At 53.7% G+C, this 25,104-nt stretch carries 21 protein-coding genes; 10 read left to right on the top strand and 11 right to left on the bottom strand.

Features of this window, described 5'->3' with window-relative positions; all coding sequences use genetic code 11:
* Window positions 1-3: 3 nt before the first annotated feature.
* The gene (gene ftsY / locus AC4PCC_RS01070) at window positions 4-1,530 is read right to left on the bottom strand and encodes a signal recognition particle-docking protein FtsY (protein ID WP_492126131.1); all 1,527 of its coding nucleotides are present in this window, start codon (window positions 1,528-1,530) and stop codon (window positions 4-6) included.
* Window positions 1,531-1,695: 165 nt separating this feature from the next.
* Between ftsY and rsmD the strand changes: the two genes are divergently transcribed.
* The gene (rsmD, locus tag AC4PCC_RS01065; RefSeq protein ID WP_067700000.1) at window positions 1,696-2,301 is read left to right on the top strand and encodes a 16S rRNA (guanine(966)-N(2))-methyltransferase; all 606 of its coding nucleotides are present in this window, start codon (window positions 1,696-1,698) and stop codon (window positions 2,299-2,301) included.
* Window positions 2,291-2,560: a DUF1145 family protein gene (locus AC4PCC_RS01060; protein ID WP_067700003.1), complete on the top strand. Its 270-nt coding sequence runs from the start codon at window positions 2,291-2,293 to the stop codon at window positions 2,558-2,560. The genes rsmD and AC4PCC_RS01060 overlap by 11 nt, the downstream gene beginning before the upstream one ends.
* A gap of 75 nt (window positions 2,561-2,635) precedes the next feature.
* Here AC4PCC_RS01060 and AC4PCC_RS01055 read toward each other — a convergent pair whose 3' ends face one another.
* Window positions 2,636-3,001, bottom strand: coding sequence for a DUF2500 domain-containing protein (locus tag AC4PCC_RS01055; protein ID WP_369815679.1), 366 nt, complete (start codon window positions 2,999-3,001; stop codon window positions 2,636-2,638).
* A gap of 152 nt (window positions 3,002-3,153) precedes the next feature.
* On the opposite strand from AC4PCC_RS01055, the gene AC4PCC_RS01050 reads away from it, so the two are divergent.
* Together AC4PCC_RS01050 and AC4PCC_RS01045 are read left to right on the top strand one after the other, a co-directional pair.
* Window positions 3,154-3,783: a lysoplasmalogenase gene (locus AC4PCC_RS01050; RefSeq protein WP_345829338.1), complete on the top strand. Its 630-nt coding sequence runs from the start codon at window positions 3,154-3,156 to the stop codon at window positions 3,781-3,783.
* A 168-nt stretch (window positions 3,784-3,951) separates the two neighbouring features.
* Window positions 3,952-6,141 (top strand): zinc/cadmium/mercury/lead-transporting ATPase, encoded by a 2,190-nt coding sequence (locus AC4PCC_RS01045; protein WP_492127604.1) that lies wholly within the window; start codon window positions 3,952-3,954, stop codon window positions 6,139-6,141.
* A gap of 41 nt (window positions 6,142-6,182) precedes the next feature.
* Here the strand turns inward: AC4PCC_RS01045 and tusA are convergent, their stop codons facing one another.
* Complete coding sequence (gene tusA / locus AC4PCC_RS01040) at window positions 6,183-6,428, bottom strand: sulfurtransferase TusA (RefSeq protein WP_067700012.1); 246 nt, start codon at window positions 6,426-6,428, stop codon at window positions 6,183-6,185.
* 268 nt (window positions 6,429-6,696) lie between these two features.
* Between tusA and AC4PCC_RS01035 the strand changes: the two genes are divergently transcribed.
* Together AC4PCC_RS01035 and AC4PCC_RS01030 are read left to right on the top strand one after the other, a co-directional pair.
* Complete coding sequence (locus AC4PCC_RS01035) at window positions 6,697-7,362, top strand: 7-cyano-7-deazaguanine/7-aminomethyl-7-deazaguanine transporter (protein WP_345829343.1); 666 nt, start codon at window positions 6,697-6,699, stop codon at window positions 7,360-7,362.
* A gap of 96 nt (window positions 7,363-7,458) precedes the next feature.
* A complete protein-coding gene (locus AC4PCC_RS01030) occupies window positions 7,459-8,016 on the top strand; it encodes a DcrB family lipoprotein (RefSeq protein WP_492126130.1) in 558 nt (185 codons plus the stop codon).
* A 191-nt stretch (window positions 8,017-8,207) separates the two neighbouring features.
* Here AC4PCC_RS01030 and iolE read toward each other — a convergent pair whose 3' ends face one another.
* The 4 genes from iolE to iolD form a co-directional block, all read right to left on the bottom strand.
* Window positions 8,208-9,104 (bottom strand): myo-inosose-2 dehydratase, encoded by an 897-nt coding sequence (gene iolE / locus AC4PCC_RS01025; protein ID WP_067700021.1) that lies wholly within the window; start codon window positions 9,102-9,104, stop codon window positions 8,208-8,210.
* Between the two features lie 43 nt (window positions 9,105-9,147).
* Window positions 9,148-10,032 carry a sugar phosphate isomerase/epimerase family protein gene (locus AC4PCC_RS01020; protein ID WP_067700024.1) on the bottom strand — a complete coding sequence of 295 codons (885 nt, stop codon included), beginning with the start codon at window positions 10,030-10,032 and terminating at the stop codon, window positions 9,148-9,150.
* 62 nt (window positions 10,033-10,094) lie between these two features.
* Window positions 10,095-11,108, bottom strand: a complete 1,014-nt coding sequence (iolG, locus tag AC4PCC_RS01015; RefSeq protein WP_067700027.1) for a bifunctional inositol 2-dehydrogenase/D-chiro-inositol 1-dehydrogenase — start codon at window positions 11,106-11,108, stop codon at window positions 10,095-10,097.
* Between the two features lie 81 nt (window positions 11,109-11,189).
* A complete protein-coding gene (iolD, locus tag AC4PCC_RS01010; RefSeq protein WP_492126129.1) occupies window positions 11,190-13,130 on the bottom strand; it encodes a 3D-(3,5/4)-trihydroxycyclohexane-1,2-dione acylhydrolase (decyclizing) in 1,941 nt (646 codons plus the stop codon).
* A 546-nt stretch (window positions 13,131-13,676) separates the two neighbouring features.
* On the opposite strand from iolD, the gene AC4PCC_RS01005 reads away from it, so the two are divergent.
* Both AC4PCC_RS01005 and AC4PCC_RS01000 read left to right on the top strand, forming a co-directional pair.
* Window positions 13,677-15,602: a bifunctional 5-dehydro-2-deoxygluconokinase/5-dehydro-2-deoxyphosphogluconate aldolase gene (locus tag AC4PCC_RS01005; protein WP_492126128.1), complete on the top strand. Its 1,926-nt coding sequence runs from the start codon at window positions 13,677-13,679 to the stop codon at window positions 15,600-15,602.
* A 288-nt stretch (window positions 15,603-15,890) separates the two neighbouring features.
* Window positions 15,891-16,730, top strand: a complete 840-nt coding sequence (locus tag AC4PCC_RS01000) for a MurR/RpiR family transcriptional regulator (RefSeq protein ID WP_067700036.1) — start codon at window positions 15,891-15,893, stop codon at window positions 16,728-16,730.
* Between the two features lie 134 nt (window positions 16,731-16,864).
* Here the strand turns inward: AC4PCC_RS01000 and AC4PCC_RS00995 are convergent, their stop codons facing one another.
* Window positions 16,865-17,215 carry a DUF3147 family protein gene (locus tag AC4PCC_RS00995; protein WP_492126127.1) on the bottom strand — a complete coding sequence of 117 codons (351 nt, stop codon included), beginning with the start codon at window positions 17,213-17,215 and terminating at the stop codon, window positions 16,865-16,867.
* Between the two features lie 751 nt (window positions 17,216-17,966).
* On the opposite strand from AC4PCC_RS00995, the gene AC4PCC_RS00990 reads away from it, so the two are divergent.
* Window positions 17,967-19,943: an autotransporter outer membrane beta-barrel domain-containing protein gene (locus AC4PCC_RS00990; RefSeq protein WP_492126126.1), complete on the top strand. Its 1,977-nt coding sequence runs from the start codon at window positions 17,967-17,969 to the stop codon at window positions 19,941-19,943.
* A 51-nt stretch (window positions 19,944-19,994) separates the two neighbouring features.
* Here the strand turns inward: AC4PCC_RS00990 and iolB are convergent, their stop codons facing one another.
* Both iolB and AC4PCC_RS00980 read right to left on the bottom strand, forming a co-directional pair.
* A complete protein-coding gene (iolB, locus tag AC4PCC_RS00985; protein WP_492126125.1) occupies window positions 19,995-20,804 on the bottom strand; it encodes a 5-deoxy-glucuronate isomerase in 810 nt (269 codons plus the stop codon).
* 124 nt (window positions 20,805-20,928) lie between these two features.
* Window positions 20,929-22,434 (bottom strand): CoA-acylating methylmalonate-semialdehyde dehydrogenase, encoded by a 1,506-nt coding sequence (locus AC4PCC_RS00980; protein ID WP_492126124.1) that lies wholly within the window; start codon window positions 22,432-22,434, stop codon window positions 20,929-20,931.
* Between the two features lie 493 nt (window positions 22,435-22,927).
* Between AC4PCC_RS00980 and AC4PCC_RS00975 the strand changes: the two genes are divergently transcribed.
* On the top strand, window positions 22,928-23,743 hold the full coding sequence (locus tag AC4PCC_RS00975; RefSeq protein ID WP_492126123.1) for a TIM barrel protein: 816 nt from the start codon (window positions 22,928-22,930) through the stop codon (window positions 23,741-23,743).
* A gap of 86 nt (window positions 23,744-23,829) precedes the next feature.
* On the opposite strand, the gene AC4PCC_RS00970 is transcribed toward AC4PCC_RS00975, so the two are convergent.
* Window positions 23,830-25,050 (bottom strand): MFS transporter, encoded by a 1,221-nt coding sequence (locus AC4PCC_RS00970; RefSeq protein WP_345829357.1) that lies wholly within the window; start codon window positions 25,048-25,050, stop codon window positions 23,830-23,832.
* Window positions 25,051-25,104: the final 54 nt, after the last annotated feature.

Raw genomic sequence — 25,104 nt, 5'->3', positions numbered from 1 at the left:
TAATTAGTCCTCTCGGGCAAAAAGTGCCTCAATAAAATCGTCTGCCTTAAACGATCGCAAATCTTCAATACCTTCACCCACGCCGATATAGCGAATGGGAATGTTGAACTGATCCGCTACCGAGAAAATAACGCCACCCTTTGCGGTGCCGTCCAGCTTGGTTAGCGTAATACCTGTCAGCCCAACCGCCTCGTGGAAGAGTCGGGTCTGGCTGATAGCATTCTGTCCGGTGCTGGCATCAATGGTCAGCATCACCTCATGTGGCGCCTGTTCGTCGAGCTTCTTCATCACGCGGGTGATTTTTTTCAGCTCTTCCATCAGGTGCGATTTATTTTGCAGGCGACCTGCGGTATCGGCAATCAGCACGTCAACGTGGCGGGCTTTTGCTGCCTGGATCGCGTCAAAGATAACCGAAGCGGAATCGGCACCGGTTTGCTGGGCAATCACTGGAATATGATTACGCTCGCCCCACACCTGGAGCTGTTCAACGGCTGCCGCCCTGAAGGTGTCGCCAGCAGCCAGCATGACCGATTTTCCTTCAGCCTGATACTGGCGCGCCAGCTTGCCGATAGTGGTGGTTTTACCCACGCCATTCACGCCAACCATCAGGATGACAAACGGCGACTTCGTGCCGACATCCAGCGGTGCTTCAACCTTCGACAGAATTTCGGCCATCTCCTGCTTTAGCAGGCCATAAAGCGCTTCGGCATCGCGAAGCTGCTTGCGGTTGGCCTGAGCCGTGAGGTTACCGATAATCCGACGGGTCGTTTCAACGCCCACATCGGCAATCAGCAACTGCTCTTCCAGCTCTTCAAACAGATCGTCATCAATCTTCTTACCCCGAAACAGGCTGATAAAGCCCGATCCCAGGTTCTGCCGCGTTTTGACCAGGCTACGCTTCAGACGCGCAAAAAAGCCCTCTTTGCTGGGGCGCTCCTGCTCGGTGTGTTCGGTGTTCTCAACCTTTGCCAGTGCCGCAGCGATCGAGTCTTCTGGCGCGATCGGTTCGGGCTGGATCTCAGCGCGTTCTTCCGGCAGCAGCACGGCTTCTGGCTCAGGCTGGATTTCAGCGCGCTCTTCCGGCAGCAGCACGGCTTCCGGTTCGGGCTGGATTTCAGCGCGTTCTTCCGGCAGCAGCACGGCTTCCGGCTCGGGCTGGATCTCAACGCGTTCTTCCGGCTGCAGCACGGCTTCCGGCTCGGGCTGGATTTCAGGGCGTTCTTCCGGCAGGTTTTCTACTGCCAGAGGGCTATCCTGAATCAGGGTGGCGTCCTCACGCGGCTCGACCAGTACCGAAGGCTGGACGGATTCAGGATGTTCCACCTGCTGATGCGCAACCTCCTCGGTGACCGCGACCGTCTCATCAGCACGCTGTTCTGCTTCACGAGAGGGAGAACCGTCATGCGCGGACGTCTCTTCAGCCGGGGAAAGCCTGTCGCCGGACGCGTCTTTCGTCTCTTCCTGCGGCGCTTTTTCTTCGCGTCCTAATCCCAGCCAGGAAAAAAAGCCACGTTTTTTATTTTTTGCCATGGTGCAACCACACTCCTCGCGGGGGGAAATCCGTCAGGTCTCTGAAAATCATCTTAATCCCCTAGTCTAACACTTTCCTGCTAACGCAACACAGCACCCTTTTTACGTTTCCTCAGCCCGGTAAGCCCGTTAAACTGTGCAACAAATTATGAAGAGTTCAGCAGCATGAATAAAAAGAACAGCAGCAACAGCGCCGGGCAGATCCGTATTATCGGTGGCCAGTGGCGCGGCAGGAAACTTCCCGTACCGGATAGCGCAGGCCTGCGCCCAACCACCGACCGCGTGCGTGAAACGCTGTTTAACTGGCTGGCACCCGATATTCAGGCCGCACGCTGCCTTGACTGCTTTGCCGGTAGCGGCGCGCTGGGTCTGGAGGCGCTTTCACGCCATGCGGCCTCTGCCACTCTGCTGGAGCTGGAGCGTCCGGTAGCGCAGCAGCTGGAGAAGAACCTGGTTACGCTGGGGGCAAAAACCGGCAGGGTCATTCACACCAATACGCTACAGTGGCTGGCAAAGCAGGGGGAGCCGCATGATCTGGTATTTATCGATCCGCCGTTTCGCAAGGGTCTGCTGGAGCAGACGCTAACGCTGCTGGAAACCCAGGGCTGGCTGGCCGATGAAGCCCTGATATACGTAGAGAGCGAAGTAGAAAACGGTCTGCCGCCGGTTCCCGCCAGCTGGCAGCTTCATCGGGAAAAGATCGCCGGCCAGGTTGCTTATCGCCTGTATATTCGCCATACCACTGCAAAGGAAGAGAGTGATGCTGATTAATCTGGGACGCATACTGATGACGGGCGTGTGGGCATTTCTGCTGCTTAACCTGGTACACCCGTTCCCCACGCCGCTGAAGTATTTTGTTAACGTCGCGCTGATTTTTATGGTGCTTATGCATGGCTTACAGCTGGTACTGATGCGGGCCACCCAGCCGAAAGGCGGGCCAGCGCTCAGCGGGCTGGTGCAGGTCAAAATCTTCTTTTTCGGCGTATTTGAACTGCTTGCATGGCAAAAAAAACAGCTACCGAAAAAGTAAGCTTCGCAAAAAGAAGCGTTCTCACGCGTTGACCTGAAAAGTCCATTTCAGGTCACGTATACCTGCCGACTGGCTTTATCGCACAGCATCATATCGGGGTGAGAATGAGATAAAGCGCGTCCCTTTTACCTTCAGTTCGCCCTTCACTCCCCGATCAATTTGATGAAAATCGCCCGCCTGCAGGACGAGTTTAAAATCACCCGCGCCGTTAAGCGGTCGAAACCAGGCTTCATAGCGCATTGCCTCCACCGGAATCGTTTCCCGCTGGCGTGAACGCCGGTTTGGCACGGGCACTTCTCGCTTCTCCTTCACCATTACCGGCAACGCCCTGACGGGAGAAGCATCGTTAACCGCAACCTCACGCCGCTGCCGGATAAACTGCCGCGTGGCCATCACGGCAATCACCGCCAGTATGATGATAAAAATGAGGGGAGGCTTCATGATTTTCTTCGTCCTCTTTCGTAGACTAAGCAATAAATTTCACGGTCAGTAAGGATACAACCAGACCGCTCCCATTGTCACATCGGTCTGACCTGACCTAGACTGGAATGAGAATTGTGAGGTTTTACCTCTAAAAAACAAAGGGACACATTATGATTTGGTCGTTTCTGGCGGTTCTTTTTTCCGGCTGGCTGTACGTTGATGCTTCCTATCGGGGGCCACAGTGGCAGCGTTGGGTATTCAAACCCGTTACCCTGCTATTGTTGCTCGCACTGGCGTGGCAGGCACCGGTCCTTAATACCACCGACTATCTGATTCTTTTCGGGCTGCTCGCCACGCTGATTGGCGATGCGCTGACGCTACTGCCGAATCGCCGTATGCTGTATGCCATCGGGGCGTTTTTCCTGTCGCATCTGCTTTACACCCTCTGCTTTGCCAGTCATATGACCCTGAGCTTTTTCTGGCCAATCCCGCTGGTGGTACTGATTATTGGCGTGGCGCTTATCGCCAGCATCTGGACACGTCTGGAGGAGCTGCGCTGGCCAGTATGTACTTTTATTGGCATGACGTTATTGATGGTCTGGCTGGCCGCAGAACAGTACTTTTTCCGCCCCGGCGATGAGAGTTTCTCTATTATGGTGGGCACGTCGCTGCTGCTGCTGGCCAATATTGTCTGGTTTATCAGCCATTACCGCCGTCGTTTTACCTCTGACAGCGCTATCGTTGCCGCCTGCTATTTTGCGGGACACTTTATGATCGTACGTTCACTTTATCTCTCATAACCGCTAAGCCTTGACTCTGGAGTCTACTCCAGAGTGTAAGATGTCACCGGCGGGACGTTCCCGCCAGTTTCATCAGGAGGCAATATGCATCAGCACGCTACGCCCTGTGCCTGCGGGAAGTGCCAGACCAGGACAACATTCAGTTCTCATCCGCGGCCTCAGGTTGCGATGGGAAAAATCACGTCAGTGAATACTCTCTCGCCAGATACCCCTTGCAGCGACTGCCATAGCAGCGCTGTACCTGCCAGCGATCCGGACGATGACAGCGACAGTGACGCACAGCATGAAGGCTACAGCTGGCGAATTTCTGGCATGGACTGCCCCGCCTGCGCACGGAAAATCGAAACGGCGGTGGGGCAGCTCACCGCGGTCACCGAGGGACGCGTCCTTTTTGCCACGCAAAAGCTGGTAGTAAAAGCGAGTGAGGATGTCCGCGAGCAGGTTGAAGATGCCGTCCGCTATGCAGGTTTCAGCCTGACGCGCAGCGGTACGCCGATGAAACATATTGAGCCTGCCGGGTTCTGGCGGGAAAACCGCACGCTAATTTTGTTCGCTCTGCTGCTGCTTGCCAGTTGGCTCATTCAGTCAGTGAGTGCTCAGTCCGGACAAGTTGCCTTCACCCTGACCACGCTGTTCGGGCTTTGGCCCACGGGCCGTCGGGCCTTTCGGCTGATAAAAAGCGGTTCGCCTTTCGCCATTGAAACCCTGATGACTATTGCTGCATCAGGCGCGCTGCTGATTGGCGCCACGGCGGAAGCCGCCACGGTGCTGATACTCTATATGCTGGGCGAGCGGCTTGAGGCCTTCGCAGCCGGGCGCGCACGGCGCGGGGTAAATGCCCTGATGGCACTGCAACCGGATACGGCGGTACGCCTGCACGGCGAGCGCCGGGAGACCGTCGCGGTCAGTTCGCTAAATCCTGGAGATAGTATCGAAGTGGCGCCGGGCGCGCGATTGCCGGCCGATGCAAAACTCCTTGATGCTTTCGCAAGCTTCGACGAGAGCGCCCTTACCGGTGAATCTATGCCTGTAGAGCGGCAGCAGGGGGAGCCGGTTTCCGCAGGCTGCCTGAGTATCGATCGCCCGGTCAGGCTTAGGGTTACCTCAAAGCCCGGTGAAAGCGCCATTGACCGCATTCTCCATCTGATCGAGCAGGCTGAGGAGCGCCGGGCACCGATTGCCCGCTTCCTCGATCGCTTCAGCCGTATTTATACTCCAGCCATCATGGCGCTGGCGCTGCTGGTGGCAATCCTTCCCCCTTTATTGTTGGCCGCCGACTGGCAGCCATGGATTTATAAAGGGCTGACGCTACTGCTGATTGGCTGTCCCTGCGCGCTGGTGATCTCAACCCCGGCGGCGATCACCTCAGCGCTGGCTGCGGCAACCCGACGTGGCGCGTTGATTAAAGGCGGCGCCGCGCTGGAGCGTCTCAGCGCTATTCGCACTATCGCCTTCGATAAAACCGGTACGCTGACAGCAGGTAAACCGGTGGTCACGACGCTTATCGCCCTTAATGAGGATGATGTAAATCTACTGCTGGCAAAAGCAGCAGCGGTTGAAACCGGTTCTTCTCATCCTCTTGCCAGGGCTATTGTCGCCAGAGCCGCTGAACTGGGATTAAATGTCCCGCTGGTATCCGGGCAGAAAACGCTTACCGGATCGGGCGTCGAGGCGATAGTAAGTGGGCACAAACTACTGATTATCGCACCGGCCAGGCTGCCGCCAAACCGGCTGACAGAGCAACAGTCGGCACAGATTTTCCAGCTTGAGTCGGCTGGGAATACGGTCGTAGTGATACTTGAAGACAACCAGCCGATCGGGTTGATTGCTCTGCGCGATACCCTGCGGGAGGATGCTAAAGCCGCTGTGGAAGAGCTACGCGCCATGAATATTCACAGCATTATGCTGACGGGGGATAACGCCCGCGCCGCGGCGGCCATCGCCAGCGAGCTCAATATTGACTATCGTGCGGAACTGCTGCCCGCCGATAAGGTTGCAGTCATCGCCGGGCTAAGCCAGCAGCCGCTGGCCATGGTCGGTGACGGCATCAACGATGCGCCAGCAATGAAGGCTGCAACCATAGGCATTGCGATGGGAAGCGGAAGCGATGTGGCGCTGGAAGCAGCAGATGCGGCACTGACCCATAACCGCCTTAATGGGATTGCGGCCATGATCCGCCTGTCGCGCGCCACTCATGCCAATATTCGGCAGAACATCACTATTGCGCTGGGGCTGAAGGGAATATTTCTCCTGACCACGCTGCTGGGGTTCACCGGGTTATGGCTGGCGGTACTCGCGGATTCAGGCGCTACAGCATTAGTGACGGCTAACGCACTGCGGCTTTTACGTAAAAATTAGCTTACCGGCCAGAATGCCTCTTCCGCATTTTGGCCGCTCTTTTACAGCCCCTTTTTAAGCAGATATTTAAAGGGCAGCTCGTCGGTAAACTGCTCCAGCAGAGTATGTTCCATAAAACGGCAGAAGCCCGGGATATCACGGGTGGTGGCAGGATCGTCCGCAATTATCAGCAGGGTGTCACCCTCCTGCATATGACGCACGGCTTTACGTACCATCATTACCGGCTCAGGGCAGCGAAGGCCCAGCGCATTCAGGGTCTGGTCAGGATTTGCGAACCGATCGCTCATAGTATTCTCATCAGGGGGACGTTCAATCTGGCGACTATTTTACCCGCCGTGGCGCTATCTGCAAGGCTGCCCGTTTTGCTGGTTCCACTGATATAGACTTTATCGCTCGAACGGTGCTGTTGTATTTATCTGGGCATACATCAGGAGTAAACGTTTGCGTAAAAATTATCCATTGCATTGATAACCTGTTTCGGTAAGATCTCGCGCACTGCTTAGTGTTAAGCCTGTTTTTGGGTTCCCTCACCCCAATATTCAAAAAGGTCATATAATGATTCCACTTACTCCCCGTCAGCGCACCTTTGCGCTGGTCTGGCTGTCGCTATTCCATGTGTTGGTAATTACCTCCAGTAACTACCTGGTGCAGCTGCCGATTTCGGTCTTTGGACTGCATACCACCTGGGGCGCATTCAGCTTTCCCTTTATCTTCCTGGCCACCGATCTGACCGTGCGCATTTTCGGTGCTCCGCTGGCTCGCCGAATTATCCTGGCGGTAATGGTCCCGGCTCTGATTATCTCCTACGCGGTCTCCGCGCTCTATTATCAGGGCGAATGGCAGGGCTTTGCCGTGTTGAAAGAGCCAAACCTGTTTGTTGCCCGTATCGCCTGCGCCAGCTTTATGGCTTACGCCCTGGGGCAAATTCTGGATGTCCACGTCTTCAACCGGCTGCGGCGCTTACCGCGCTGGTGGATAGCGCCAGCCTCCGCAATGTTTCTGGGCAACATTAGCGATACGCTCGCCTTCTTTTTCATCGCCTTTTACAAGAGTCCCGATCCCTTTATGGCGCAAAACTGGGTGGAAATTGCCCTGGTGGACTACAGCTTCAAAGTGATCGTTTGCATGATTTTCTTCCTGCCTGCCTATGGCCTGCTGCTAAACGCGTTCCTAAAGCGTCTTGCGGAAAAATCCACTGGCGCACAGGTTAACTTCGGCTAAGCTGCTTTCTTAAAATAGAGTCGGTTGCATTTAGCCGCCGATTGCGATTTTATGGGTAGCTAAATCAGTCATATGACTAACGTAAAAGGGATCACGATGCGTAATTTATTGAAATATGCCGGAATCGGCCTGCTGGTGGTTGGACTGACCGCCTGCGACGGCAAAAATGATAAAGCCGCAGCCGATGACAATGGCGTGAGCAGCAGCCAGTCCAGCCAGAATGTGACTCTGCTGGATGGTAAACTGAGCTTCACCCTGCCAGCGGGCATGTCCGATCAGAGCGGCAAGCTGGGCACCCAGGCGAATAATATGCACGTTTACGCCGATGCTTCAGGCCAAAAGGCGATTATCGTGATTGAAGGCGATACCACCAACGAAAGCCTGGACGCACTGTCCAACCGCCTGGAACAGCAGCAGCGTAACCGCGATCCGCAGTTGCAGGTGGTCAGCAATAAATCTGTAAACCTGAAAGGGCAGCCTGGACAGCAGCTGGATACGGTGATTTCCGCTAAGAACCAGTCATCATGGTCCTCCGTGGTGTTGGCTAAGGCTGATGGCAAACTGGTAACGCTGCAAATTACGCTGCCAGCAGATAATCAGCAGCAGTCACAGACCGATGCAGAAAAAATCATCAATACCATTGCGCTGAAATAACATAAAAGCCCCTGGCATTGTTGACTCGCCCCCTTTAAATATTCACCTGGGGGCGGCTGGCTGACAGGGGCTTTTTGTTGATTACTGCTATGTTAAAGAGTGCTTTGTTAAAGAGTGCTTTGTTAGATATCGCTTTATCGAGTACTGCTTTATCGAATACTGCTTCGCTAATTACCGCTATCGCTTAATGCTTACAGCCCTGCATGCTCGCGAATATATTTCCTGGCTTTTACCGCATATTCAAATGGGTTCGCTATCGCAGGATCCTGTTCAGCTTCAACCACCATCCAGCCTTTGTAGCCCGCCTCATCCAGTAGCGTAAAGACCGGCATAAAATCAATGACGCCATCTCCCGGTACGGTAAAAGTGCCCTTTCTTACCCCGTCGAGGAAAGAGAGTTTCTGGCTGCGTACCCGTGATACTACGTCATCCCGTACATCCTTAAGGTGGACGTGATTAATGCGTGGCAGGTGCTTTTTCAGGATAGCCAGCATTTTTTCCTGGCTCCCCTCTGAGTAGTAAGCATGGCCGGTATCAAACAGCAGAAAGACGTTGTCATTGGTGATCGCCATGAAGCGGTCAATCTCTTCCGCGGTCTGAATGGCTGTACCCATATGGTGGTGCAGGCAAACCTGCATGCCCTTTTCAGCCGCCAGCGCCGCCAGCTCATTATAGCCCTGTGCCGTGAGCTGCCACTGAGCGTCAGTAAAGGTCGGCTTTTCTTCCAGGACGCCCAGCGTGGTGCACTGGATGCTTTTACTCTGCTCCGAACAGCCAATCACTTTTGCGCCCATCGCATGGAGGAAATCACGATGGTTGATAAATTCGTCGATGGTTTTTGCCCGCTCGCCATCTGCGAAGAAGGTGCTGAACCACGCATTGCAGATCTCTATGCCTCTGATCTCCAGCATGGGTTTAAGCACGGCCGGGTCACGGGGATATTTGCTGCCCACTTCACTGCCGGTAAAGCCAGCCAGCGCCATTTCGCTGACGATCTGCTGGAAGGTATTTTCTCCACCCAGCTCTGGCATATCGTCGTTAGTCCAGCCAATTGGCGCTATCGCCAGCTTCACGTGATCTTTGTTCATTTTATGCCTCAACGTTCGCAAAGGCGGCCCATGCCGCCCGGTATTATCGGTTAAGCAGCTCGCGCTCGATCAGTTCACGCGTTTCCACTGCCTGATACTTCATTTTTTCCGGGTAGCCAAACAATGAAGAGGCAATAATCGACTCACCGCCCACCTTGTAGCTGCGGTTGGCAAAATCCATCTCACGGAGGGTCTGGAAAAGCGTATCGAAATCCACTTCGCCTTCACCAACGCCTACGTGCTGGTGAATGGTGGCATCAACCCCCGGCGGATTAACGATATAGCGGCAGTGCTTAGTGTGGTTCATGGTATCGGCTATCAGCACGTGTGAGAGGTCAGCCCCTGCGTACTCCAGCATACTTTTGACGTCCCCTTTTCCCTTGTCATAAAAGAAGGTGTGGGGCGCACTGTAGAGGTATTTCACATTCTCGCTGCGGAAGGATTTCACCAGGTCCGAGGTCTCATTGTTCTCTTCACAGAAATCCCAGGGGTGAGACTGGATTTCGATGCGGATACCTTCGCGCTCGACAATGGGCAGCAGCTCTTCCATTGAGCGATAGAACATCTCTTCACAAATTTCTGGCTCATTCGGCGTACCTGAAAGCTCGGTATTGATCACCTGAACGCCGGTTTCAACGGCGATCTCGATCATTCTTTTCCAGTTACGCACCGCAGCCTGGCGGCGCGCCTCATCCGGTCCGGACCAGCGATAGACCACAATGTAGGATGAGATTTCCAGCCCGGTCTCACGCAGCGCGTTTTTATACTCGGTGATGATTTCACGGCTGGCTTTAGGATGCTTGTAGAATGGGTTGATCTGCGGGTGGGGTGACTGTTCAATATATTTATAACCCCAGTCGGCCACCTGATGGACCATTTTGGTGATGCCCATATCCCTGATGACATCCACATCAAAAGCAATTTTCATCGCAAACTCCCGAACGTAGATCTGTTATAAGCGCCCGGACTCACCAGGGCGCCAGTGAAGCATTAGCGGTTGTAGAAAGCCGGGCGCGGTGGCATTTCGACGGGTTCAATCTGTCCGCTTTCCTGCGCCTTCAGGCAGGCATCTCCGGCCACGGCGGCGGCGAAGCCATCCCAGGCTGAAGGACCCTGAAGCTGGCCGATGGCAATATCGTTAATGAAAGCCTGGAGCTCAACGTCATAGGCATCAATAAAGCGGTCTTTCCAGTCGGTCAGAATGGTTGTCGCCAGTTTGGCCTCTTTGCGCATCTGGACCGAAGCGGGCTCAGGCAGCCGGGCAATACCTGTTTCACCCACGACTTCACACTGAATGTCGTAGCCATAGGCGCAGTTAACAAAAATTTCCACGTCAATACGCACGCCCTTGTGGGTTTCAAACAGGACGATTTGCGGATCGCGCAGTTTTGCGTGGGAGTTTTTAGTGGAGCGCGGGAAGACTACCTGGACAGATTTATAATCGTCATCTGTCAGCCAGCGCAGTACGTCCAGTTCATGGATCAGCGTGTCGGTAATGGCCATATCGGTGGTATAGCTTTCCGGCACCGCCGGATTACGGTGGGCACAGTGCAACATCAGCGGCTCGCCAATTTCACCCTGCGTAATCACCGATTTCAGTGCGCGATAGCCCGCATCGTAGGGGCGCATAAATCCAACCTGAACCAGACGCTTGCCATAAGCCACTTCTGCATCAACGATCCGGCGACAACCCTCGGCGCTCATCGCCAGCGGTTTTTCACAAAATACCGGTTTGCCCGCGGCAATAGCAGCCAGGGTAAACTCTTCGTGAGTCGGCCCCCAGGAGGTAATGATTACGGCATCAACATCCGCAGCGTTAATCACATCGTGGCCGTTGGCATACACTTCTGCCTCCAGGCCCAGACGGCTGACGACGCCTTGCGCACCATCAAGATTGATATCAGACACGGCAACAACCTTCGCGCCCTGCAGGACTTTACTGCAGCGGCGAATATGTTCCTGACCAATTGCACCGGTGCCGATTACGCCAAGTTTCAAAGTCATACGATCTCCTTGATATGTAGGGTGTCGCGCGGATCTCAAAACGGAGCACCGCGCAGAGCATTCAGAGTTAAGATGAAAGAATTAGTATTTACGTGCCTGATCAATATGCTCATTCAGCATGCGGGCTACGGCATCGACGCGTTCAGACTTCGATACCTGCGCCCCACCCACTCGCCACCAGCTAAAGTATTTGTGCACCATCGTTTTCGGCAGCACTTTGATGTCAATCAGAGTGGAAACCGGTGAGCGTTTTGCCTCCTCAAGCGCCTGCTTAAGCTGGGCCAGCGTAGAGACACGCCAGGTATTACAACCGTATCCGGCGGCAATCGCGGCGAAATCGACCGGTATAAAGCCCCCGTCCAGTTTGCCCCCCTCGGCATTACGGAAGCGGAACTCGGTAGTGAAACTGTCCATACCGTGCTCCATCTGGAGGTTGTTGATGCAACCGTTAGTCATATTATCGAACAGCACCACGTTGATTTTGGCGCCTTCCTGAATCGAGGTGACCAGCTCTGAGTGGAGCATCATGAACGAACCATCACCTACCAGGGTGTAGACTTCGCGGTGCGGCTCGGCCAGTTTCACCCCCAACGAGGCGTTGACCTCGTACCCCATACAGGAGTAGCCATACTCAACGTGGTAACCGTTGTAATCTTTGTTGCGCCAGACGCGCTGTAGATCGCCGGGCAGGCTACCCGCAGCGGCGACGATCACTGCGTCCTTTGGGAGCTGCTCGTTAAGCGTTCCCAGCACGCTGCTCTGGGTGAGGAAGGAGTCGGTTAAGCGGTTAAATTCAGCAAAGACCGCTTCGCGATCCAGATGATCGTCAATTTCCGGTACATAGCCTTCATTGCTATAGACGGCCTGGTAGACACGTTGGGTCTCTTTCAGCAGCCTGCTTTGCGCCTGATCCACTTTTTCGCCCCACCCGCTGGTAAAGCCCTGGGCCGCCAGGCGTCCATCCAGCGCGGTAATCGCCTCTCTGGCATCGGCCACCACCTGTACGCCGTCCAGCTTCCAGGCGTCGAAATTACTGACGTTGATATTGATATAGCTGACTTCCGGATTCTGGAAAATCCATTTTGAGGCCGTAGTGAAATCGGTATAGCGTGTGCCAATGCCAATCACCAGATCGGCCTCTTTAGCCAATAAATTGGCCGCCAGGCAGCCGGTTTCCCCGACCCCGCCGACGTTGAGCGGATGGTCAGAGATCAGCGTTCCCTTACCCGCCTGCGTTTCGGCAAAGGGGATCTGATGACGTTCGGCAAACTGGCGCAGTGCATCGCCCGCTCCCGAATACTTAACGCCACCGCCGCAGACAATCAGCGGCTTGCGCTTCCCGGCGATAAGCTTTAACGCTACCGCCAGCTGCGCCTCGGTCGGCAGGCGACGGTCGAGGATGTGCACACGCTTCTGAAAGAAATAATCGGGATAGTCCCAGGCTTCGCCCTGTACGTCCTGCGGCAGCGAAAGCGTTACCGCGCCGGTTTCTGCGGGGTCGGTTAGCACCCGCATGGCATTGATACAGGCAGTCATCAGCTGTTCCGGGCGGTTAACGCGGTCCCAGTACTTACTGACGGCGCGAAAGGCATCATTAGTGCTGATACTCAGGTCATGACTTTGCTCAACCTGCTGCAAAACCGGATCGGGCTGGCGCGTGGCGAAGACATCGCCCGGCAGGAGTAATAAAGGTATGCGGTTCGCGGTGGCGGTGCCTGCCGCGGTAATCATATTTGCCGCACCCGGCCCTACCGAAGAGGTACAGGCAATAATCTCGCGACGCAGCTTTTGCTTGGCGTAGCCGATGGCAGCATGGGCCATACCCTGTTCGTTACGCCCCTGATGCACCACCAGGTCGCCGCTGTCTTCCTCAAGGGCCTGACCCAGTCCCAGGACGTTGCCATGGCCGAAGATGGCAAAAATCCCTTTAACGAATTTGGTCTCAACGCCATCTACTGAGAGGTATTGGTTATCCAGGAATTTTACCAGCGCCTGTGCCGTGGTTAATCTGATCTTACCCATTTGCTCTTCCTTAACGGTACAGCGGCGCAAAGGCCAGCCGTGATTCGCATTGGTGGTCGCCACGGATGCTGATGAAGGCGACGGCTGTAAATGAAACGTGAGGCGATTATAAACAAATATTTTTTCCACTAAACACAATTACAGAAGAAACGTTTCATTTTGCGAGTGAGATCAAATTCTCAGTGAAAAGCAGCGCGACCAGTGCGATCTCACCTGCAAAAATGAAAGCCCGCAGAACGAAGGCGTGTTGACGTGGGAAACTCATTTTATTTCAATCGTTTCCTGACGTTACAGATTCCACCTTATTCCCTAAAAAAACCGTCCCAAATCTTTGACCTTTTCCGGTGATTTTCACTGGCTAAATCTCACTCCCCAGAGTTTTATCCACCTCACATTTTTGGGGTATTAATTTCATTTTATATTGATATTGAAATATTCATTCCCCATACTGACGAACATAGCAAATCCAATCGCCAGCACGTGGCGCTCCAGACACCCGCTGGAGAGGCGCGGCAGAGGTGGCTTATGACAGAAGGAAAAACAGGTATGAGTACACAAGAAAAACGGCTTGATGTGATTTGTATCGGGCGCATAGCCGTTGACCTCTATGGCCAGCAAATCGGTGCCCGCCTTGAGGATATGAGCACATTTTCTAAGTACCTTGGCGGCTCGTCTGGCAATGTCGCCTACGGTACCGCTATTCAGGGTTTGAAGTCCGGTATGCTGGCCCGCGTTGGCGATGAACATATGGGCCGCTTCCTGCGGGAGGAGCTTCAGCGGGTGGGCGCTGATACCCAGTGCCTGATTACGGACGAAAAACGTCTGACGGGCCTGGTAATCCTGGGGATCAAGGATCAGGACACCTTTCCACTGGTGTTTTACCGTGATAACTGCGCAGATATGGGCCTGATCCCTGACGATATCGACGAAGAATATATTACCTCCGCCCGCGCCGTTGCGGTGACCGGCACCCATCTTTCGCATCCCGATACCCGTGCCGCCGTGCTTAAGGCGCTGGATATCGCCCGCCGTCACGGCCTGCGCACCGCGCTGGATATTGATTACCGCCCGGTTCTGTGGGGGCTGACATCATTAGGCGACGGTGAGACGCGCTTTGTTGAATCGCAGCATGTCACCCAGCAGTTACAGGAAGTGTTGCACTACTTCGATCTGGTGGTGGGGACGGAAGAAGAATTTCATATTGCCGGTGGCAGCACCGATACGATTACCGCATTAAAAAATGTGCGACAGGCCACCAAAGCTACGCTGGTTTGCAAACGTGGGCCTATGGGCTGCGTGGTGTTGGAAGGCGCGATACCCGACAGTTGGGAGCAGACGACGCTACAGAGCGGCGTTCGCGTTGAGGTATTGAACGTACTCGGCGCAGGGGATGCCTTTATGTCCGGTCTGCTGCGCGGCTGGCTAAATGATGAAAGCTGGGAGCAGGCCTGTCGCTACGCCAATGCCTGTGGTGCGCTGGTGGTATCACGCCACGGCTGTGCGCCTGCCATGCCGACCCGGGCTGAACTTGATGACTTCCTCAGCCGCGATAAAGAGGTGAAGCGACCCGACCTGGACAACCGCCTTAACCACCTCCACCGCGTCACCTCGCGTAAGCAAAAATGGGAAGAGCTGTGCGTCTTTGCCTTTGACCATCGTAAGCAACTGCTTGATATGGCCGATGAGGCAGGCGTGGATGCCTCCCGTTTGCCGGAGCTGAAAACGCTGCTGCTGAGGGCCGCAGAGGAAGCAGCGGGTGAAGCCGGCCTGGATAACCGCAGCGGCATACTGGCCGATACGACTTACGGTCAGCCCGCCCTGAATGCCATTACGGGTAAAGGATGGTGGATTGGACGTCCGATTGAGATGCCGGGTTCCCGCCCACTGCGACTTGAACACGGTAATATTGGTTCGCAGCTGATTGACTGGCCTCAGGAGCACGTCGTGAAATGCCTGGTGTTTTACCATCCACACGATGAAGCCGGTCTGCGCCAGGAACAGGACGCGCTAATCCTTGACGTCTGGAAGGGGTGCAATAAATCTGGCCATGAACTGCTGCTGGAGGTCATCCTTCCCGAGGACAATGCGGATAAAAAAGAGTCATATTATTTCGACATGCTGAGCCATTTTTATTCGCTGGGTATTCAGCCAGACTGGTGGAAGCTGCCGCCGCTCTCTCTGGAGAGCTGGGAAGCCATTAGTGGTCTGATTGAGCAGCAGGATCCTCACTGCCGCGGTATTTTGATTCTGGGGCTGGATGCGTCGGAAGAGAAACTTAAAGCGGGTTTTGCCGCGGCGGCTAAAGCACCGTGGGTGAAAGGATTCGCCGTGGGAAGAACGATTTTCGGCCAGCCTTCTCGGCAGTGGTTGCAGGGTGAGCTGGATGATGACGCGCTGATTGCCCAGGTTAAATCCAACTATCTGACGCTGATTGATTACTGGCGTCAGGTACGGCCAACGCACCAGTCCTGAATAGCGCTTTCAGAGGGTAAGGGGCGGTAAAAACCGTCCCTTTATTTCCCTTCGCCATTTCACACTCCATATTACTGAACCTCCAGCCTGTCTACATTTATTGTCCCTGTTATCTCGATTTTGCATGCCGGTTAATGTTTTTCGCATAACTGGTCCGATGTTTTGTGATTGATTTCATATCCCGATGAAATAAAGCACCGTATTTGCGTTAGCAAGTGAAATTTTTTGTTCAGCTGATAGAATAACGGACAGAAGAACATCACAATTTTTGACCAGCGAGCCGAAGTAATGACTAATAACTCGACGCAGCTTTCCCTGTTACAGGACGACATTCGTCGTCGATACGATACTCTGAGTAAACGCCTTAAACAGGTGGCCCGCTATATTTTGGATAACAGCAACAGCATCGCTTTCGACACCGTTGCCTCTATCGCTCAGCAGGCAGACGTTCCGCCCTCTACGCTGATCCGCTTTTCCAATGCATTTGGCTTTAGCGGCTTCAATGAAATGAAACAGGTTTTCCGTCAGCATCTGATGGAGGAAACGGTTAACTATACCGAACGCGCACGACTATTCCGACAGACAGCCATTGACGAAACGGCAACTCCACCGGAAACGCCCGCAGAAATCCTCAATGTATTCACCATGGTAAACTCACAGGCGCTACAGCAGCTGGCGATGCAAACCAACCCACAGCATCTTGATAAAGCCGTAGAGCTGCTGGATCAGGCAGAGAATATCTATGTTATTGGCCTGCGCCGCTCTTTCAGCGTGGCCTCCTACCTGACCTACGCGCTGCGACACCTTGAGCGCCGTGCTTTTCTGATTGATGGCCTGGGCGGAATGTTTACCGAGCAGCTGAGCATGGTTAACCCTAAAGATGTGGTTATCGCCATCAGCTATTCTCCCTATGCACGTGAGGCCGTAGAACTGGTTGAACTGGGTGCCGGACGCGGCGCGCATCTTATCGCAATTACCGACAGCCAGGTCAGCCCGCTGGCGGCTTTCAGCGATGTATGCTTTGTGATACGTGAAGCGCAGGTAGACGGTTTCCGCTCACAGGTAGCTTCACTTTGTCTTGCCCAAACGCTGGCCGTCTCGCTGGCGCTAAATAATGCTGAGGCATGAAGGCCAGGACGCAGGCCGGGCATAACGTTTTCTGTGCCTGTTACACCGATCCCAGCCCCAGCCATCTCACTTAAGACGCCAGCCCTGATTCGCCTCGCCAGTGTATTACCGGGTGGCGATGTGCTGTGCCGTGCTTACATCAAATCAATACCAAAGCGGCGGAGCAGGATGGCCCAGCAAAGGAAAATGATTATCGTTATACCGCAGCTGGCAGCCAGCGTAGGCCAGAATCCCCAGCGCTGATAAAAAAAAGGGAACATGATAAACATAGGGAGTGTGGGAACGACATACCAAAAGGTATACCACGCATGTGCCGCAATTTTCTCCTGACTTTGCCCCTCAAGTTTCATCCAGATCAGCACCAGCACGGTGACAAGCGGCAGAGCCGCTATCAGGCCGCCAAGACGATCGCTGCGTTTCGCCACCTCTGAAATAAGTACAATCATCCCAGCCGTAACGGCATATTTTATAGCCAGCCAGAGCATTTCGCCCTCCTTATACCCCACCAGTCTGGTGCCGCCGAACTCTCCCAACGGCACATCAGCATTGGGTTTTGATAACGCCCCAGCACTGCTCTTCGCAGCGAATTCACATCGTTATATACCATAAACCCCGCTCTGTTTCTGATGAACCTGGCAGCCGACTGTCCCCCCAGCAACCAAATTAACACGCCCCTTTTTTCAATAAGTCGTCTTCAGTTTCCTAAGTCATATATTCGCCTGCGTAAAAAATCATTGCAGAAATAAAGCGGATATATTCACACCTGCTAAACTTTTACCTTGAAATAATTAATTAAACAGGTAAGGAGTTCGTATAACAAGTATTTAACGGCACATTAAAAAACCAGCATCATTATGGGGTGAGATCTCCATACATATTTATAAACAAACCTGATTACAGGAAACCTGAGGTCACCCTCTCCATAACCTGGAGCGTTTAAATGGAATTATTTAGAATTTTATCTATATACTTTTATCCGAAAAAATACAAATATCGCTTATTAACTCTAGAAAAAAGTCATGGTCATAAATTCAGGGCAGTGCTGCCTTCATGCCGACAATGCTTTACGCCTGATTATTACTCCAGCCTTATTGGAAAAAGGTAAAAGTCGCGCCAGTAATAGCCCTAAAGTAGATATTTTCCCAAAAATCAGGGGTTCCGACTCCGGTATACCCGCAGAGCCAGATATCGCCCTTATGGATAACCCCATCCCGGCGTTTTGAAAATTAAGGATTAATGATGATGAGAACCCGCAACCGCCGCCTCCACTGGGCAACGCTACTACTCTATTTTTCAGGAAGTTACCAGTTGCAGGCTCTGCCTTCTATCGTAGCGCCGGGTCAAAGCATTGTGGGTGAGCAAATTTATGGCAGGCAAATAGTGCTCGGCAATGTGATTGATAGCAACATTCGGGATGGAAGGCAAATTATACAACAAGGGGGATCGGCGCAGAATACTGTCATAACGAAGGGAATGCAGATAATTGAGAAAGGGGGCTATTCGTCTGATGTATATCTGTACGATGATTATCGTATTAGTGAGGGTATGATCTATAATATCGGCGTTGGAGGACAGGTCAATAACGCCACGCTTTACAAAGGTAAAATGGAAGTCTTTATGGGAGGAGTAGCCTCTGGAAAGGTCTACCTCCAAAACGGATCGCTTATACAGATTGATATAACTTCTGACACTCGCGCCATGCATCTTTCGCTTGATAAAAGCGAGGCTTTTTTTCATGGGGGATATCTTAACACCCTTGCAGAATACACTATAGCCTCGATAAACCTCCGCGATGGGATAATGACACTTTACAACTTAGATTTAAAAGACAAACCCTGGTTTACCCGGTTAAATACCACTACACTTTCAGGTCAGGGCACCTTTGAAATCATCACGGATTTGGCATCACTGAAGGGGGACTTTTTAACCATTACCGGACGTGCAAATGGTGAATTTGGCATTGTAGTTTATGACTTCGGAGAAAACCCCCTGACGGATGCCAGTCTACAGATTATTCAAACGGGTGGAGGGAGTGCTAAGTTCACCTTGCTAAACGAAAATCAGGTCGTTGACGTTGGCACCTATCAATATTATCTGGTGAGAGTCGGTAAAAATGGCTGGGCACTGTCTCCCTATCAGCATGATGATACACCGGATGTCGATGACCCTGATGATAACGGGCCGCCAGAGGATAACCCGGATACCGATAATCCCGATGATACTCTGCCGCCTGAAGAAGAGCCGGGCGATAAACCCGTCCCTCCCACTCCTGTTCCAGACCAGCCCGATAACGGTAAGAAGACGGTTACTCCCAGTGCCGCCGCTATTCTTGCAATGAGTACCGTCGATAACCTTATATCCAGCGAGCAGATGAATACAGCCCGTGGACGCCTGGAAGAAATAAGGCGCGTCCCACACGATACTGAAGTGTGGGGAAGGTTCAACAATAGCCGTTATAACGTCAGCGTTATTGAAAATGCCAGTTACAGGCTAAAACAGAATGGCGTTATGCTGGGCATCGATGCAACGTCTGATACGGGCTCAGGATCACTTACCCGTGGGCTATTCATGGCCTTCGATCGCGCGACCACTGACTTTAAACGGGGTGGAAAAGGTCATGTGGATGCCTACACCGCGGGAGGCTATCTCAGCTATGTTGATAGCAGCGGATACTATGGCGAAGGTATCGTAAAATTCAGCCGCTTCATCAACGATATCAACGCCTTTATGAACGGTGGCACCGCAGCCAACGGCCTCTTTCGGGCAACTGATATGGGCATAAATATCCAGACGGGGAAATACTTTACTTTCTCTCGGGGGTATCTCGCGCCCTATGGCGCAGTGACGGCCCTGGCCAACCATTCCGATAACACCTATCAACTCTCAAATGGGTTGAGTGCTAATAATGGTATTCAACGCAATGTAACCGGTGAAATCGGAATAAATCTTGGTCTTCCTGTTATGGTCAGCGGCAATAGCGTAAAACCTTACGCCAGGGCTGCTCTGCTTCATGACACTATCAGTTCAAATCATGTCACCATCGTTAATAACCACTTTACTCACCGCAAAGGTGGGACACGGGGTGTGTATCAGGCAGGGATTGATATCCGAACGGAGGGAAAGCTGTCACTGCATAGCGGCTTCAGCTATTCACAAGGGAAAAATATTGAGTCGCCCTTGGCTGCCACACTGGGCGCCGCGTGGGCCTTTTAAAAGGGGCGAAGGTACAAATGCCCCTTTTGTTAAGCAGAACGGATGCCAGACTCAGCGCGGATAGGCATCACTGTTAACCCAGGCATGATCCTTTTCCCAGGTGAACTTCCACAGGCGGACCGGACCGGCCATAACGTTCAGATAGTAATTATTGTAACCTGCGAGCGTTGCTACCGGGTGGTAACCGCGTGGCACCGTTACCACATCCCGGTTATAGGCCGCCATACATTCATCCAGCGTGCGATCGTCAGTATAAACACGCTGCATGGCAAAGCCCTGCTCGGGATCGAAGCGATGGTAGTAGGTCTCTTCCAGGTAAGTTTCGTTTGAATTCTCCTGGTCATGCTTATGACTGGGGTAAGAGCTGCTGTCACCTTCGTCGGTATACACTTCGACCACCAGCAAACTGTCGGCTGGCTCGCTATCCGGCAGAATATTATGTACCAGACGCTTGTTTCTGCCCTTACCGCGCTGCTCAACGCCTACGTCAGCGGGGGAGATCAGGCGGGCGGGCAGAGAACCATGGCCCGGTGCGTTACACACGGCCAGTTCCAGGTCGGTATCAGCCCGGACCTCAACCCTGTCGTTATGCGGAACATACACTGAATAGGGCGGCGTACGTTCGAACGGGGACATACGTTTGCCGATGCCGGGGAATTCGGCATTACGCGTTTTAACTGAGGCAATACCGGCGACCAGTACCAGACAAAGTTCCCTGTCGCCGCTCTCAAGATTTAGCGTCTCACCCTTTTTCAACTGGTATGCATCAAAGCCGACGTAGCGCCAGCCCGCACTTTCCGGCGTAACGTGCTGGATACGGCCCTGCGCATCCGGCTGCTGTACTTTGGATAGCAATGACATTCTGCTGCTCCTTATATAGTGACCAAAAAGGCGCGGCGGCGGCATCAACAAAACCGAGGCAATAAATCCTGCTCTGCCGGTCTGCTAACGCCTTACCGCAACGCCTGTACTTTATAAACGGGGATTATCCCAGCGTTGGCATACTGAACTCAGATACGGTCTTTTGCCCGCTCGGCCAGCGTACGGTGGCCGTTTTCATGCGGGTGTAGAAACGAACGCCATCCGGCCCGTGGACGTTTAGCGCACCAAATACGGAGCGCTTCCAACCACCGAAGCTGTGGAAGGCCATGGGTACCGGTACCGGTACGTTCACGCCAACCATGCCCGCCTGGACCTCACGCACAAAGTCGCGTCCGGTGTGACCGTTACTGGTAAAGATGGCGCTGCCGTTGCCAAACTCGTGGCTGTTGACCAGCTTCAGCGCGCTGGCGTAATCCGGGGCGCGCATGATGCTCAGCACCGGGCCAAAAATCTCTTCACGCCAGATAACCATCTCATCGGTGACGTTATCAAACAGCGTGCCGCCTACGTAGTAACCCTCGGTATAGCCCGAGACCTGGCAGTTACGTCCGTCCACGACCAGCTTCGCACCCTCTTCAACGCCCTTGTCGATATAGCCCAGCACTTTCTTCTGGTGCGCGGCGGACACCACCGGTCCCATCTCATTCTCTTCGCTACCCTTCTGGATACCTGGGCCAACGCGCAGCGCCTTAATTTTCGGCGTCAGGGCGGCAATCAGCTTATCCGCCGTATCGTCCCCGACCGCGACCACTACCGGCAGCGCCATACAGCGCTCGCCCGCCGAGCCAAAGGCTCCCCCCATGATGGCATTGACGGTGGCGTCCAAATCCGCATCGGGCATCACGATGGCGTGGTTTTTCGCCGCGCCAAAGGCCTGCACACGCTTACCGTGAGCGCTGGCCGTTTTATAGATATGTTCAGCCACGCCAGACGAGCCAACAAAGCTTACCGCCTGTACGCGTGGGTCTTTATACAACTGCTCTGCATCTTCATTTGAGCAGTGAACAACATTGAATACCCCATCCGGCAGGCCGGCTTCGGTCAGCAGCTCCGCCATACGCACTGCGGCAGACGGGTCCAGCGCAGGGGGCTTCAGGACAAAGGTATTGCCACAGGCCAGTGCGATGGGGAACATCCAGAGCGGCACCATCGCGGGGAAGTTGAAGGGGGTAATACCGGCGACCACGCCCAGCGGCTGCATCAGGGAATAGCTGTCCACCCCGGTTGCCACGTCAGCTGAATTTTCACCCTTTATAAGGTGAGGAATACCGCAGGCGAACTCGACAACCTCAATTCCGCGCGTCAGCTCACCCAGCGCATCGGACCACACCTTTCCATGTTCACTGACGATAAGGGCTGCAAGCTCTTCCCGATGCTGTTCCATCAGGTTCTTAAAGTTAAACAGCACGCGAGCGCGGCGCAGAGGCGATGTACGGGACCATCCTTCAAAGGCACTGTGTGCCACTTCGATCGCTTTGGCTACCTCTTCTGCGGTGCTTTGTGTCAGTTCACGAACCGTTTTACCGGTGGCCGGATCGTAAACCGGAATGGTTTCATTGCTGGCGCTCAGAGACGTTTTTCCGCCAATAAAATTTCCTACGATAGTCATGTTCTGGCCTCTTAAATGTGGGTATTCCCTGCAGGCAGCCGCTGGTAAGCGTCCGTTGCCTGGCTGGATAACTGCCGAATGCGTGAAATGACAGTATTATATTGGAATGAATTTTTCAAATATTAAACTTTAGAAAATTCATTTTTAGTGCAGTGGATCGCATTTTCACTTTTTAGAACGCAATCAATTACTAAAGAGGCGGTGAACCCGCCTGACCCGCGTTAACCTAAGGAATTATCTTAAGTTTTAGGGGAGTTAGCGGCTAGATGGAGACGACATAATCAGCCTCTTCGGCAAGCCATACTCTGGGCTTTTTGCTCCCTTTCAACCGGCCAGAGGCGAAAATTTGAGAGGGCGATCTAAAAATTTAAATTTCAATATTCACCATTCGTGAAATAAATGTTCTCTTATGCCCATCTAAGGTGACTGACCGTCATAAATCAGGCTCGCAGGGATTCACCCTTCTCTCTTTACATTTAGCAGGAGTTGCAAAATGGCCATCGAATCATCCCGTTTCTGTGTAAACCGTAAAATCGCCCCTAACCTGGGGATAGAGGCATTTTTTAAAATGGTCCACGGTCTTGGCCTGACCAAAGTTGAACTGCGCAATGATATGCGCGGCGGTAAGGTGACGGATCATCTGAGCCACGCCGAAGTCAGCGCACTGGCGCAGCGTTATGACCTGGAGATTGTCACCATTAACGCCGTTTATCCCTTTAACCAGCCTGACGATGCGCTGTTAGCGAAAACTGAAGGTCTGCTGAAAGACGCCAGGGGCGTGGGGGCAAAGGCGCTGGTACTCTGTCCATTGAACGACGGGACGCAGGTTAGTCCTGAAGAAACCGTCAGCGCATTGCAGAAGCTGGCGCCGCTTTTTGAGAAATATGGCATTGAAGGGCTGGTGGAGCCGCTGGGCTTCCCCATCAGCTCCCTGCGTTCTGCCGTGCAGACGCAGGCGCTAATTCGCGACGCGCGCGTTCCTTTTAAACTGCTGCTGGATACCTTCCATCATCATCTGTACGAAAAGGCGGAAGAAGAGTTTGAGAGCGGCATTGATATTGCCGGTATCGGGCTTGTTCACCTCTCCGGCGTGGAGGATGACCGTCCGACCAGTGAACTGACGGACGAAGAACGCATTATGCTTAGCGAGGGCGACCTGCTGAAAAGTGCGTCTCAGGTACGTCGCCTGGAAGCGATGGGATATAAAGGCATCTACGCGTTTGAACCCTTCTCAACGGCAATGGAAAACTGGAGCGAAGCAGACATCGTGCGTGAGATCCAACAGAGCATGGCGCTGCTTCAGGGCTAAACACCCTAATACGAGAGCGGCTGGCCTGTTAGCGTGCCTGGTGGCTGAGTACCGCTTCTGGTCAGAACAGGGGAAAAGGCGCAAGCCTATTCCCCTTCGATACACTCCTCACTTTTACTCTGCGACTGACGTTTTAGCCTCCAGGTTAGCAGCATGCCCAGACAAACCAGCAGTCCACTTAGCAAGTAGATAACCGGTATGCCCAGATAGCTCATCACGAATCCGGCAAGCGGGCCGGTTACGCCCAGAGACAAATCCATAAAGGCAGTGTAGGTTGCTAATGCACTTCCCTGATTCTGGGGTGGTACGGCTTTAACCGCCACTACGCCCACGGCAGGAAACACCAGTGAGAACCCGGCTCCGGTGAGTAAAGCACCCAGCTTTGCCACCCAGGGTTCGGCTGAACCCCAGACAAGGAATAATCCTGCCGCCTCAACGGCAAAACACACCAGCGCCACGACCAGTCCACCGTGGCGGTTGATAGCGTTAGGAAACAGCAGTCGCGTCCCCACAAACGCGGCGCTAAACAGCGTCAGCGCCCAGGCGGCACCGTCCCACCCCTTATCCTGGTAGAACAGCGTAATAAAAGTGGCTATTACCCCGAATCCCGCCGACCCCAGCGCAAGAATAAAACCGTAGCCCCAAAGCCGCCCCAGCACCGCCCGAAAAGGCAGCTGCTTGCCCCTGCTGCTTTTCACGCTCGCTCGCGGCAGCGCAAGCACAATCGCCACAAAGGCGATAACAGCGATCACCGAGGCCAGCAGCAGCAGGCCGCCCCAGCGATAGATTGCCACGCCCAACGGCGCACCCACCGCCATAGCCCCGTAGGTGAAAATACCATTCCAGGAGATCACTCGCCCAATATGCAGCGAGCCAACCACGCTGACCCCCCAGAGCGTTGAGCCAGTCCCGGCGAAGCTTTGTCCAACCCCCAGAATCACTCTGCCAACGCATAACAGGAGCAGGCTCAGAATGGGGATCCCTGCGCCCAGCGCCGCCAGCAGACTGAAAATTCCGCTCAGAAAGCAGCCGCAAAGCCCGATGATGACCACTCTTTTAGCGCCCCACCGATCGGCGAAGCGCCCGGAATAAGGCCGGCTGATTAGCGTGGAAAAATATTGCAGGCTGACAACCAGTCCTGCCCAGAAAGGGCTGTAGCCCATGACATCATGTACATAGCCGGGCAAAACGGCCAGCGGCAACCCGATGGTCAGATAGCTGGCAAAGTTGAACATCACGACGGAGATAATACGCAGATTCAGGCGAAAAGCGTTAGGGGCCGCCTCCGCTCCGGGTTGTTCAGGCATGGAAAGCGATACCCTTTCAGGAAAAGCACAAGGTTGCACTATACCTGGTTTTAA

The sequence above is a fragment of the Erwinia sp. L03-1 genome (genome assembly GCF_058686115.1).
The sequence above is the reverse complement of the archived record's forward strand: the minus strand, read 5'-3'. Positions and strand labels throughout refer to the sequence as shown.